Below are 12932 nucleotides of genomic sequence, written 5' to 3' on the forward strand. Positions count from 1 at the left end.
TAAAATTTTTATCAAATCAACATTGTGTTCAGTGAAGGAGTGAGGACCATATGGGCAACCAGGCAATCTCTATTAAGTCTCTCGAAAAACGATTTCAACATAAGCAAGTTATTGCCCCCCTTTCTTTGGATGTTCCTAAGGGACAGTTAATGGGCTTACTCGGTCCTTCAGGCTGTGGTAAAACAACACTAATCAAAATGATTATGGGCATGCTGAAACCTGATAGTGGTACTATTCAAGTATTAGATTTGAATGTTCCTCATAAACAATTATTAAATGACATTGGCTATATGGCACAATCAGATGCACTTTATACAGATTTAACGGGAGAAGAAAATCTACATTTTTTTGCAAAGCTTTATTCACTATCTAAAGCGGAACGAATAGAAAGAGTAGCCTATGCGGCAAGCCTCGTTCGTTTAACAGATGACTTACGACTAAAAGTAGAAAATTATTCGGGGGGAATGAAACGTCGATTATCTCTTGCTATTGCCCTTATTCAAAATCCTAAACTACTCATTTTGGATGAACCAACGGTGGGGATAGATCCTGTCTTAAAAAAGGAAATTTGGCAAGAACTGATTCGTTTAAAAGATCAAGAACAAAAAACCATTTTAGTGACGACGCATGCGATGGATGAAGCGGAAAGATGTGATCAATTGGCCATGCTGAGAAGTGGGCATATTATTGCACAGGGTACCCCACAAGAGTTAAAAGAACATTATCAAGCAAAAGATTTTGATGAGGTGTTTGTAAAAGCTGGAGGTGACGTTCAATGAGAATAAGTGCTATCATCACAAGAATCATCCAACAAATGAAAAGAGATAGACGGACACTTGCTTTATTATTTTTAGCCCCACTTCTTGTCTTGTCCTTAATGTATTTTATTTTCAATAGTAATGAGGCTTCCGTCACACTTGTGGTCTCTAATGCGCCCGCCCCATTGATCGACAAATTAAAAGAGACTGATTTTACCATTATCGTGGACAATGATTTTTCAAAAAAACAGCTACAAGATAAAGAGTATAATGGTTGGCTAGCAGTAGAGCAAAATGTTAGTAAGTTAACTTTATTAAATGATGATCCTTCTCTGGCAAAGGCTTTAACGATGCAACTTGCTCAAATCTTACAGCCTACACAAGCCTCTATAGGCAGTATGAAAACGGACTATGTTTATGGTGATCAGGATACGGCTATTTTTGATATATTTAGTCCTATGCTCATTGGCTTCTTTGTTTTTTTCTTTGTTTTTTTAATTACGGGCATTGCCTTATTAAAGGAGCGTACTTCTGGAACATTGGAGCGTTTACTAGCGACACCGATTAAACGTTCAGAAATTGTAGCAGGCTATATGGTTGGCTATGGTTTATTTGCGTTCCTGCAAACAATTATTATCGTCCTGTTTGGTATTTATGTGCTCGATATTGTCCATGTAGGCTCCATCTGGCTTGTCCTACTCATCAATATGATGGTTGCTCTTGTCTCGTTATCCTTAGGTGCGTTGCTATCTAGCTTTGCCGCTTCAGAATTTCAAATGATGCAATTTATTCCGCTTGTTATTGTTCCTCAAGTGTTCTTTTCGGGTATTTTCCCGCTGGATAGTATGGCGGAATGGCTTCAAAACATTGGGCGTATCATGCCTCTATACTATGCTGCGGACGCATTGAATGGTGTGATGTATAAAGGTTATTCACTTTCTGATATTATAGTGAATCTCAGCATTCTTGCTTGTTTTGCCATTGTTTTCATTACGTTAAATATTATCAGTTTAAAAAAATATCGTTCGTTGTAATCAAACCTTAAAAGTTCTGCTATTTAAAAAGCAGAGCTTTTTTATGTAACTTAAATAACTAAAAACAGGAAATATAACCAATTTAATTGAAGTGAATGGTCGATTTTCATTATAATTATTTTATGGAGAAGAATTATCCAAAAATAAAGGTGTGTGAAGATGACTACTATTTTGGAAGTACAAAACATCTGTAAACAATACAATGGGAAAAAAATTTTAGAGAATGTATCGTTTTCAATTCCGTCCAATCAAATCATTGCTCTAGTGGGGAAAAATGGTTCTGGAAAAAGCACTTTACTCAAGATTATTGCAGCATTCATTAAACCAGATAGTGGTTCTATTGTGAAGCATAAAACATCTTTAAAAGTTGGCTATGTACCAGAAACAACTCCTTCTCATATTTTATTTACGCCTCAAGAATATCTTTATCACATGGGCTGTATACGAGGTATGGCTAAAAAGCAGCTTTTGCAGAAGATAGAAGAATTACTTGATATGTTTCAACTAAAAGAGGAAAAAGATACAAGGATTGTCCATTTCTCTAAAGGGATGAAGCAAAAGGTGATGATTATGCAGGCGATGCTAGAAGAAACTGATCTACTGATAATGGATGAACCATTGTCAGGACTTGATGCCAAGGCACAAAATGATTTCGAACAAATCTTAGCTAAAGTAAGAAGCACAGGTCTCAGTATCCTCTTAACCTGTCATGAAACCAAATTACTCGAAAACCTTGTAGACTCCGTTTTACTTATTCAAGAGAATACGATCATTCAGATAGAGGGTTTCGATCGCAATCCAACGCATCGATTAATTTTTGAGATTGCTAGCCTGTCATTACTCGATGAAATCATACCTTCTATGGAGATTCAACAAAAACAACTTCTAGTGAATGGACATTATGAAATAGTGACGATTGTTCCAGCAAAGGATTCAGATGAAATTTTACTGAAATTATTACAACACAATGCTTCAATTAAATATTTAGCTACTGTCCACTACAAAAAAGAACAATTCTCTTCTCATTTTTGAAAGGAGGAATCGAAAAAGATGAGCAGTTTAGTACGTTATCAATTGATAAATTATTTAAGAACCTATCAATACGTTCCACCTTTTACAATCTTCATTCTATGTCTTATCGTTAATTATACTTTTGTGCCTAATCCAATATTAGATAGTTATTCATTTACATCTCTTGTGCTCTTTTTTTTAATGGGCTGGTTTACTGTTACATTATTTCATGCTGAAGATGAAGGACAAAAAATGATTACTACCCTTCATACGAGAAAAACAATAGACTACAATTTAGGGATATTCATCATTTGTGGGCTGCTTGCCTTTAGCCTAAGTTGTGTTTCTGTCATCTATCCAATCCTAATAGAGGCATTTTTTGAGAAGCCCAAACTATTACATATTTTACTAGGTTTCTTGTCTCATTTTAGTTTATCGTTACTTGCCATTGCACTCACTGCTTTATTTACTAGGGAACTCGTGAAAAATAGGCGAAATACGTGGTGGGGTGTAATAGGCATCCTTATTATTTCTGTCGTGATCGCTACTTTAAAAGATTCTATTCTAACTGGACTTCTTTGGTTACTTCCTCCTCTTCATTTTTCATTAGAAATGATGAGTGTGGGCGATCAAATTGAAGTTATACCCAACGTTTTTTATTGGCAATACACATGGATTATAATTTATGCATTCCTTATCATTGTTTTGTTTTTTTTCCTAGTCAACCGAAGAAAATGATTTAGACATCTTACTAAGGAGAGATAGTATGTATGAGCAACGGGAACATCAAAGTACTAATTGTTGAAGACGAAAATGATATAGCTAATATTATAAGGGACTACTTAAGTGTTAATCAGTTCGATTCACATATTGTTCGAACAGGTCATGAAGCAATCCATTATTTGCAAGAATCTAAACCTGATTTCATTATCCTTGATCTTACTCTACCCGATTGTGATGGCATTGAAATATGTCGTAAAATCCGTGAAAACAGCAATGTTGCCATTCTTATTTTAAGTGCTCGAGGAAGTGATACAGATAAAGTACTGGGATTAGGTTTTGGAGCAGATGATTATATGACAAAACCGTTCTCTCTAAGTGAACTTGTCGCAAGAATTAACGCTCATTTACGAAGACAGGATAGATGGCTTCAGCATAATGGACGGCATATGGGAGGAGATGTAATTCACATAGATAATATGGTCATAAATAAACAGGAATATATTTTTTTACGTGATAGCAAGCCAATACCGCTGTCAGCAAAAGAGTTTGAACTGCTATTTTTCCTAGCTAAAAATAGAAATCAAGTTTTCTCTAAAGGTCAGTTACTTGATGCCGTTTGGGGTTATGAGACCTATGGAGATGAAAATACAATTACAGTTTATATTAGAAGGCTTCGAGAAAAAATTGAAGTCAGCCCTTCTCATCCTGTTTATCTTCAAACGGTTTGGGGAGTCGGTTATAAATTCAGTACACCCAATCACTCATAGGAGAATCAAATGTACCTAAAAAATTGGATGAATAAGTGGTTATGGACCCTATTAATCTGTGTTGTATTATTGTTTATCGTTGTCCTTTCACTATACTTTGCAACAGAGACTTCTCAAGAAGAATCACAAGATAAATATGTTATTAATCAAATTCGTTTATCAGTAAATCCATTATTATTGTACATAGAAGATCATTTTCCAAATTTCGCATTAGATTCAGCTGTACGTAGCACGCTACAACAAATGAGTGATGACAAGAATATTGATATTACAGTAGTTCAACTAGATGGAACAGTAAGTTACACTTCAATTAAGAATGATGTTTCAACTACTATTCATATTAAACATGATATACATTATGATTTATTTACCTCACAACAAGAGCCTGGAAAGATTAATATAGCCTTTCCGATTATGAATGGAGAAAGCAATGAACAGATAGGTAATGCTATTTTTTCCCTGAACAAAGACATTCTCTTTCCTTTAAAACAGACTAATTCCAACTCGATTCTTTTATTAGTCTTTATTGGCTTCTTGAGCCTTTTGATCATTTGCCTTGCCCTATTCATAGTAAGGAAAGTTCATAAAGATATTTTAAAGCCTTTAGATGATCTAAAGGACAACACAGAGGAAATTGTAAAAGGAAATTACGAACAAATTACCATCCACTCGAAAATGGATGAGATTGGTGAATTGTATGCAGTATTTGATCAAATGCGATTAGAGATTAAACAGTTAGCCATCCAGCACAATGAACAAGAGCAAACTCAAAAGAAGCTCATTTCTAATATATCTCATGAAGTGAGAACTCCCTTAACCACAATCAAAGCATATTTAGACGCTATTTCAGAGGGTATTTGTCGAGATGAAGATTCGCTTATGGCCTATATTCAAATCATGCAGTCTAATACGGATAAGATGTCGAGGCTAGTTGATGATTTATTTATTCATACCTTAAAGGAGCTTGGTCATATCCCGATCCATTTAAAAGAACAATATAGCCAAGACGTTCTTACAAACATTCTGAAACCAATTCAATATTATGTCCAAACAACAAATATTCATTTTATAAGACCTACTAGTATTCCTAATGTCCTTATTCTAGTAGATGCTGATCGACTAGAGCAGGTGATCTCCAACCTTATTACCAATGCGTTAAAACATTCTTCTCATGAAGATACCATCACCATTACTACCTATATCGAAAATCAATCACTCTATATCCAAGTAATAGATACTGGTAATGGAATGCTTCCCGAAGATATGCCTTTTATTTTTGAACGTTACTTTAGAGGTCGGCAGCCTGGAAGTGAATCAGTCATTAAAAATGAAGGAGCAGGACTTGGCCTATCCATTTGTCAGCATATTATGGAAGCGCACCATGGGTCCATTTCATTTCATAGTAAGCCTAATGAAGGCACTACCTTTACACTTATACTCCCCATCTCGTAAAAAGACTCCCGTTTTAGGAAGTCTTTTTTTCTTTCAACGTTCTTTTCTTATATGCTAAAAAGAAAGAAAGGGTAAGTATACTACCAAAAAATGAATCGATAATACGGACAACCCATATTCCATAACTTCTTAAAGGAATGCCGTTAATAAGCTGCCATAGACATACATATCCGAGCGTTAAAACAGCTAGTAAACTCCAAAAGATGCGTTTTTTCCGTGGCGATATAGCTGGTATTTTTATATCTTTGCTTAAAGTTGCTCTGTAATATACATATCCAAAGATTAACACAATGCCAAACAAGGTACTCCCGTGTTGTAGAAATTTATAAATCGGTATTTGATAGCCAAAGAAAGTATATGTTTGAGTAAGAACTCGAAGTTTTGTCACCATAAGCCCATTTTGATGTGTAAATGAATCCCATATGACATGTGTTAACATGCCCAGCAATGCAGAGTAGCCAAAAACAAATACTTTCCAAATGTTATTTCCTGCAATTTGATGGCTTTCTGTAGCTTGTAAAAACTCTGGTAAATGACTCATGATTGGCTGTTGGATAAACCGTTGATAAATCAAATAGATGAAAAGAACGAGTGGCAGATTGAATAAAAAGAACCCTGCAAAGGTATGACCAATCTCCCCTATCGGCCGACCTCTTAAAAAATATTCAAAATCTGGAGCCATACTTCCTAAAACTAATGCAGAAAAATGAATATATTTACTTTTTCGAGAAAAAGGTAAGACTGCCGCTGGATGAGCAAATGTTAAGGGCATATCTCAAACCTCCTTATTTATTTCATCTATTAAATCGCATATTATAACGTTTACTATTAAGAAAGGTTACTCTGTCTGTAAGAATTTATTAATAATTTCATAAGGACTTACTAATAATTACATATTACACTAAAGAAAATGAGTTAAGGAGGCCTTATCATGGAAAAAGAGATACTGATTCGAGCCCAAAATTTATGTAAAACCTATTCAACCGGCAGCGAACAATTCCATGCTATTAAGAATATGAATGTCGACATTTATAAAGGGGATTTCACCGTTATTATGGGGAATTCTGGTTCTGGTAAATCAACGCTTCTTTATCTTTTAAGTGGGCTTGATGCCCTTACAGCAGGTGAAGTTTATTTTCAGGGAGAAAAACTTGATACCTTTTCTGAACGAAAGTTAGCTACTTTGCGTTCACAGAAGGTTGGCTATATCTATCAAAGTAGCAATCTCATTCCAGATATGACACTACTAGAGAATATTGCTCTTCCTGGATACATCGCGAAAAAAAATAAAAAGGAAGTCATACAAAAAGCGGAGCAACTACTAAGTTTAATGGGACTTGAAAAGCAACGAAATCGATTACCCTCTCAAACATCAGGTGGACAGCAACAAAGAGCTGCCATTGCTAGAGCGTTGGTCAACAATCCTGAAGTGTTATTTGCAGATGAACCTACTGGTAGTTTAAATTTTGATCAAGGTGTAGCAGTATTAGATACCTTAACGAATTTAAATAGAAATGGGCAATCCATTGTCATGATTACACATGATATGAAGGCAGCTTGTCGTGCGAATCGCCTAATCATCATTCAGGATGGAAAAATAGATGGGATCTTAAACTTTGAAAAATATGATCATACCAGCATACAAGAACGGGAACACATTATCTTTTCTTATGTTGCCGGGAAGGAGTAAAAAATGTACGCGATTATAACCCTTTGCTCTTCCTATATAAGAAAACGGAAAATACAAAATGGACTGATGGTTGTCCTTATTTTTTTATCAACACTTTTACTGGCGACTTCTGTCACTATACTGACCAATACAAACAATATTTTTGAAAAAGCCCATCATGATTCAAATGGTGCCCATCAAGTTTTAACAATGGGTAACAATATTCATAACCCGATTGCTGTAAACGAATGGTGGCAGGAGCAACCAGGTGTGACTACTTCTAGTCTCATACCCTATAGAAATTTATCTAGATTTACCTACAATGGGAAAGAAATATCCAATATCTATTTATTTATGATGAATACGCCAAATACACCGTTTATGATTGATCAATTACTGTTTTCTGAGGGTGAAAAGCAACTCTCTCCTCCTAAGGGTACGATTTGGATTCCCACATCATTGGCATCTAGCGCTACCATTTCGCTCGGTGATGCAATTGAATTTCATACAGGTGAGAGCACGTTTAATTTAACAGTGTCAGGTATTGTGGTTGATATGCCATATGGAGGCCCTTTTACAACAAATGCTCGTATCTGGATGAACAACACTGATTATCAACAGCATTTAGCAACCATGACAGGTTCTGATCAGTACATGATGGCATTACGCTTTAATGACTATCAGCAAAACACCAATTATTGGGGTGATTTTGAAAAGTATCTGCAGGGACCTTATCTTGAATCTAAAATGGAATATGAAGAAATAGCTTCTTTTTATTTGATCATTAATAAAATCATTGGCTTTATTATGATCGCCTTTGGTATAGCTATGCTTTTGGTTTCCTTGTTTGTTATTGGTTTTAGCATTTCCGATGCCATTTTAACGAATTACAGAACAATAGGCGTTATAAAATCGTTGGGTCTTTCTTCTCGAGAGATAAGTATCACTTACGTATTACAATTCGGGTTGTTATCTGCTGTCGCAATTATACCTGGCATCATCATTAGTAAATTCCTTTCCAGAATAATTATAGAAAGCTCCTTATCTTATATGAAGGCAGGAAATCATTTAACCATACATCAAGATACTCTACTTAACATAGTGATTGCTCTCATCTTATTTGGCATTGTGCTACTCACTGCCTATTTCTACTCACACAAGGCGCGAAATGTAGAGCCTGTTCAAGCCATCAAATATGGGATGTCAGAAAGTGCAAATAGTAAAATGAATCGGCGCAGAAACAGCTCGAATAGATTATTTAGATTAAGCAGTCTACCGATTCAACTTCAAATTGGTCTTAAAAGTATCACAAAAAACATAAAAAGTTCCATTCTTGTTATTGCACTTACTTCCATTACGTCTGCCATACTAGTCTTTAGTGTAGTCATATTAAATAGCTTTATTTCCATCAAAGAAACATCTCCTTCATGGGGATATGATGCCTCACATGTAGTAGTAACTGTATCTAATAAAGAAACTTTTACAAAACAACAATTTGAAGATTTTTTAATGGCTGATGAACGGGTTAAAGATCATGCATGGCTTGATCAATTCACAGGCATACTTCCTAATGACAGCAATCCCCCATTAAATATTAATGTCAATGTGATTGAGGGTAGCTTTGATGCCGCTGGCTATGTGACAATGTCTGGCCGTAATCCAATCAGTAAGAACGAAATCGCGATTGGACTCAATGTCGCTCGCGCTTTAAATAAAAATATAGGCGATATTGTAGAAGTTTATCTTGAGGGGAAACCGCATTTTCTTATTGTGACCGGAATCTATCAATCGATAGCAAATATGTCGAATTCAGCAAGGATTACAGCAGAGGTTATTAAAGTTTATAATACTACCTACACTACTTCCGAGGTAAGTATGATTAATCTTTTAGATGAAACAGTCGCTACGCCATTCGTTGAGGATTTAAATACGCACTTTAAAAGTTCTGTATCAGCTGTCACACAACAGCTATTATTAGATGCCGTCTTTAAAGAAGTCGTGGCCGTTTTAGTCATTCCCCTTTCAATTGTTGGTATTTTATTTGTCATCGTAACCTGCATCATTATTTTTAGTGTATCACGAATTAATGTTAGAAAAGAAAGTAGTACGTATGGCATTTATAAATCGATTGGAATGACCTCTACAAATATTAGATGGTCGATTACAATAGGTATTTTAATTCTATCCATAATAGGTGCATTAGCAGGAATCTTTATCGGGATAAAATTAATTCCTCTTGCACTTCAGTCAATTATTTTAGATTATGGCTTACTCGAACTACCGCTTGTTATAAACTGGCCGACAAGTATCGGTATAAGCTTTGTAAGTGTAATAGCTGCCATTTTTGGCGGCTGGATTTCGACCAAAATAATTGCTAAAACGTCGCCTCGCATATTAATTGTTGAATAAATAAATTTGGCCCCTACTAGTTTAGGGGCCTCTCTTTAATCACTCAAAAAAATTCTCTTCAGATAGCACGACAATATTGTTTCTTCGAAGCAATGCCGTAGTTACTCCTTCGCCAGCTAATTTTGTTCCATTAAACGCACCGTTATAAATCTTTGTACTGCCACAGGATGGGCTATATTCCTTTAAAATGACATGAGTTGCCCCTACCTCAAGTGCTTTTTGTAAGGCTGCATAGGCTCCCTTCAGATATAAATCTGTGACATCTCGTCCAGAACTTTCAACCACTGTTGCGTTGCCATCAAGTACATCTTGTCCATTGCCACCTACAATTTCAGCCGGTTCGCGGGGCGTTGAAAAGCCTCCCATCAGCTCTGGGCAAACGGTGACAGCTTTATTTTCTAACACAAGCTTTTGTATTTTTTCATCTAGACTGTTTGTGCCATTATAACGAACATTTAAACCTGCTAAGCAAGCACTTATTAAAATCATCTTTTTCACACTCCCTCTACTATCTTTATTCCACTATAACACGCGTGCTACAATAATTTTATGAAGACCAAGGGAGGAGATAAAATGCCTGATCCTATTTTGATTTTACCTTATACAGATGAATGGGCTAAGGAATTTCATAGCATAGGCTGTCAATTACGGGAGGCCTTAGGAAACATAGCGCTGAGAATTGATCATATTGGCTCAACTGCTGTAACAGGGCTAGCAGCAAAGCCTGTAATTGATATACAAATATCCGTCGCATCGTTTACACCATTGGCAGCATTTAAAGCTCCATTAGAATCTCTAGGTTTTAGTTATCGAGCAGAAAATCCAGACAAGTCTAAACGCTATTTTCGAGAGGCTCCTGGAGATAGACGAGTACATATTCATGTTCGACAGGCTGGTAGTTGGGCAGAGCAGCTAGCCTTATTATTTCGAGATTTTTTGCGCCGTCATCCAGATTACTGTCGTCGCTATGAGCAGGTAAAATATGAATTGGCTAAGAAATACCAATATAATCGTCAACTTTATACAAAATCTAAAGAATCGATCATATGGGAAATTTTAAAACAAGCAAATCATTGGAGTCAGCAGACTGGCTGGTCTCCTGCCAATTCAGATAACTAAAGAAAAAGGAGGAACAAACTTGGCTGAATTTACAATTTGTTTTCTGAAGAAAGGTGATTATATCCTTTTATTGAATAGAGATAAGCCTCAGTGGATGGGCGCATGGAATGGTGTTGGTGGCAAAATTGAACAGGATGAAACACCATTAGCTGGTGCCTTACGAGAAATTAAAGAAGAAACAGGCATTACGGTTGAGGATATTACCTATAAGGGTAAGATTACCTGGACAGATGGCGTTGTAAACTATGGCTGTATGTATGCGTTTATAGCGGAACTACCTGAATCTTTCCCATATGTAACACCGATAAAGGTTGCTGAGGGCATTCTTGATTGGAAGGAGCTTACTTGGATTTTACACCCTGAAAATGTAGGTATTGCGGACTTAAAATATTATTTACCTAAGATGCTCAATGAAACAGCAAACTATGATTATATTTTTACATATCAAGATAAGAAATTAGTGAATATCTCTTCAGCACCAATTGAACAAACATCGACTGTCTAATAATAAATAAGCCTCGTCCATGCAATAGGTGCATAACGAGGCTTGTTTTTAGAATCTTGGTTGTGCAAAGCGCATTCTGCACATGGACCAATTTAAGCTTGTAGTTTGGATTTTATCATGTATTTCCCATAAGCTATCCACGATTCGCAATTCAACATTGCGCTCCAATAATGCTTTAGCTATATCATTGATCTCTGAGACATGGATGGGCATTTGTGTTAATTCACTCGTATAATAGCCCGCAATATCATCCTGTAAAGTGAATCCATTACTATCAAACTCATATAGGTAAAGACTTGTAGTTTTCAATACTTCTAACCACTTGTTTTCTATGACTACTACATGTGAAGCTTGATGCAGATATTGCTGTCTATCCTGCTCTGTTGTTTGATCTCCTGCATGAAAGCAGACACGCGGACAATCTCTTGGCGTTAAATAGTTTGGCAGGCATCTTTCGTTGATTGCCCATACTAGCCCTTTTTTAGCATCTAAATCTGGTCGCTCAGGCAGTCGAGGATGAAAAATCATAATAGTAGGGTCTTCACTGACATGAAATAAACGCATCGGTACTTCTCCTTTATTTCTTTAATTTAAAAACAATAAAATCTGCACAATGCAAATCTTCCGCAAATTGAGGGTACTTCCTTAGCATGTCTTGTGATGGCTTGGGCTCTACAATAGTCTCAATAGTAAATCCAGCTTGCCTAATTGCTTGCACATAGCTTGTTAATGTTCGGTGGTATAGAACTATTGGTGGGTCAGCATCTAGCTGGTGATACTCCCCTTCATAAAAATAACGTTGGACTTTCCAATACTGTTGATCTAGATGCTCATGTCTCATCCATCCACTATTTGGTGTCACAAAGCATGGATGTAAAATCGAAAAAATAAAAGTGCGATTAGGTTTTAATAATCGAAACATCTCACATAGAGCAGCCTGATAATCCTCTAAATCTTGGAGAACCATATTTGAAACAATACCATCAAATTGTTCATCTGCTAAAAAGGATAAATTTTCACAATTCCCGTGTAAAAATTGAATAGCTTCCTGCTGTGGTGTTCTTTCCATAGCAATGTCTAGCATTTTTTGTGAAAAATCAACAGCTGTTACTCTTGCACCCTTCTTTACCAGTAATCTGCTTAAATAGCCTTCTCCACATCCTGCATCTAATAGATGGTTTCCATCTACCTCACCTAGCAAAGAAAAGATGGTGGGATTTAACAGTACGACACGATGAATATCCCCCTGCTCATCGTAGTTTGCTGTATACCTTTCCGCATATCGATTCCAGCGTTGAATAGCTTGTTCTGTGTTCATTTACAGTCCCCATTTCAAAGTAAAATCGTAACGTTACGTCCTGTGTGCACTTGTCTATTTTTCCATATAAAGAAAAAAATATATAGACTTTTATTTTATTTTTTAATATCATGTAGATAGAGGCACGGCTTCTTTAAGTAAATGATAAAGCCAGAAATCCAAATAGG

The 12932-nt window shown here is 36.1% G+C and carries 14 protein-coding genes; 10 read left to right on the forward strand and 4 right to left on the reverse strand.

Going from position 1 to position 12932, the window contains the following annotated elements:
* The first annotated feature begins 50 nt into the window (after positions 1–50).
* The 6 genes from VK91_RS04575 (at position 51) to VK91_RS04600 (ending at position 5745) form a co-directional block, all read left to right on the forward strand.
* Positions 51–779 (forward strand): ABC transporter ATP-binding protein, encoded by a 729-nt coding sequence (locus tag VK91_RS04575; RefSeq protein ID WP_048391206.1) that lies wholly within the window; start codon positions 51–53, stop codon positions 777–779.
* Complete coding sequence (locus tag VK91_RS04580; protein ID WP_048391207.1) at positions 776–1792, forward strand: ABC transporter permease; 1017 nt, start codon at positions 776–778, stop codon at positions 1790–1792. Before VK91_RS04575 ends, VK91_RS04580 begins: the two co-directional genes overlap by 4 nt.
* 159 nt (positions 1793–1951) lie before the next feature.
* Entirely contained in the window at positions 1952–2824 is an 873-nt protein-coding gene (locus VK91_RS04585; RefSeq protein ID WP_048391208.1) for an ABC transporter ATP-binding protein, read from the forward strand.
* Positions 2825–2842: 18 nt separating this feature from the next.
* Entirely contained in the window at positions 2843–3541 is a 699-nt protein-coding gene (locus tag VK91_RS04590) for a hypothetical protein (RefSeq protein WP_048391214.1), read from the forward strand.
* 32 nt (positions 3542–3573) lie between these two features.
* Entirely contained in the window at positions 3574–4293 is a 720-nt protein-coding gene (locus VK91_RS04595; RefSeq protein WP_048391215.1) for a response regulator transcription factor, read from the forward strand.
* A 9-nt stretch (positions 4294–4302) separates the two neighbouring features.
* Positions 4303–5745 (forward strand): cell wall metabolism sensor histidine kinase WalK, encoded by a 1443-nt coding sequence (locus tag VK91_RS04600; protein WP_048391226.1) that lies wholly within the window; start codon positions 4303–4305, stop codon positions 5743–5745.
* Between the two features lie 13 nt (positions 5746–5758).
* Here the strand turns inward: VK91_RS04600 and VK91_RS04605 are convergent, their stop codons facing one another.
* Positions 5759–6517: a DUF4184 family protein gene (locus VK91_RS04605; RefSeq protein WP_048391227.1), complete on the reverse strand. Its 759-nt coding sequence runs from the start codon at positions 6515–6517 to the stop codon at positions 5759–5761.
* A gap of 159 nt (positions 6518–6676) precedes the next feature.
* Here VK91_RS04605 and VK91_RS04610 point away from each other — a divergent pair, with 159 nt between their 5' ends.
* Complete coding sequence (locus VK91_RS04610) at positions 6677–7435, forward strand: ABC transporter ATP-binding protein (protein ID WP_048391228.1); 759 nt, start codon at positions 6677–6679, stop codon at positions 7433–7435.
* Between the two features lie 3 nt (positions 7436–7438).
* A complete protein-coding gene (locus tag VK91_RS04615) occupies positions 7439–9823 on the forward strand; it encodes an FtsX-like permease family protein (RefSeq protein WP_048391229.1) in 2385 nt (794 codons plus the stop codon).
* Positions 9824–9862: 39 nt separating this feature from the next.
* On the opposite strand, the gene VK91_RS04620 is transcribed toward VK91_RS04615, so the two are convergent.
* The gene (locus VK91_RS04620; RefSeq protein WP_048391230.1) at positions 9863–10312 is read right to left on the reverse strand and encodes a DUF523 domain-containing protein; all 450 of its coding nucleotides are present in this window, start codon (positions 10310–10312) and stop codon (positions 9863–9865) included.
* Positions 10313–10396: 84 nt separating this feature from the next.
* Between VK91_RS04620 and VK91_RS04625 the strand changes: the two genes are divergently transcribed.
* Together VK91_RS04625 and VK91_RS04630 are read left to right on the forward strand one after the other, a co-directional pair.
* Complete coding sequence (locus VK91_RS04625) at positions 10397–10942, forward strand: GrpB family protein (RefSeq protein ID WP_048391231.1); 546 nt, start codon at positions 10397–10399, stop codon at positions 10940–10942.
* A gap of 19 nt (positions 10943–10961) precedes the next feature.
* Positions 10962–11447 (forward strand): 8-oxo-dGTP diphosphatase, encoded by a 486-nt coding sequence (locus VK91_RS04630; protein ID WP_048391232.1) that lies wholly within the window; start codon positions 10962–10964, stop codon positions 11445–11447.
* A gap of 48 nt (positions 11448–11495) precedes the next feature.
* Here the strand turns inward: VK91_RS04630 and VK91_RS04635 are convergent, their stop codons facing one another.
* Both VK91_RS04635 and VK91_RS04640 read right to left on the reverse strand, forming a co-directional pair.
* Positions 11496–12011 (reverse strand): DUF6886 family protein, encoded by a 516-nt coding sequence (locus VK91_RS04635; RefSeq protein ID WP_048391233.1) that lies wholly within the window; start codon positions 12009–12011, stop codon positions 11496–11498.
* A 13-nt stretch (positions 12012–12024) separates the two neighbouring features.
* Entirely contained in the window at positions 12025–12765 is a 741-nt protein-coding gene (locus VK91_RS04640) for a class I SAM-dependent methyltransferase (protein WP_048391234.1), read from the reverse strand.
* Positions 12766–12932: the final 167 nt, after the last annotated feature.

Origin of the sequence: Lysinibacillus sp. LK3, assembly GCF_001043675.1 — a bacterium.
In the GTDB taxonomy this organism is placed as follows: Bacteria; Bacillota; Bacilli; order Bacillales_A; family Planococcaceae; genus Lysinibacillus; species Lysinibacillus capsici.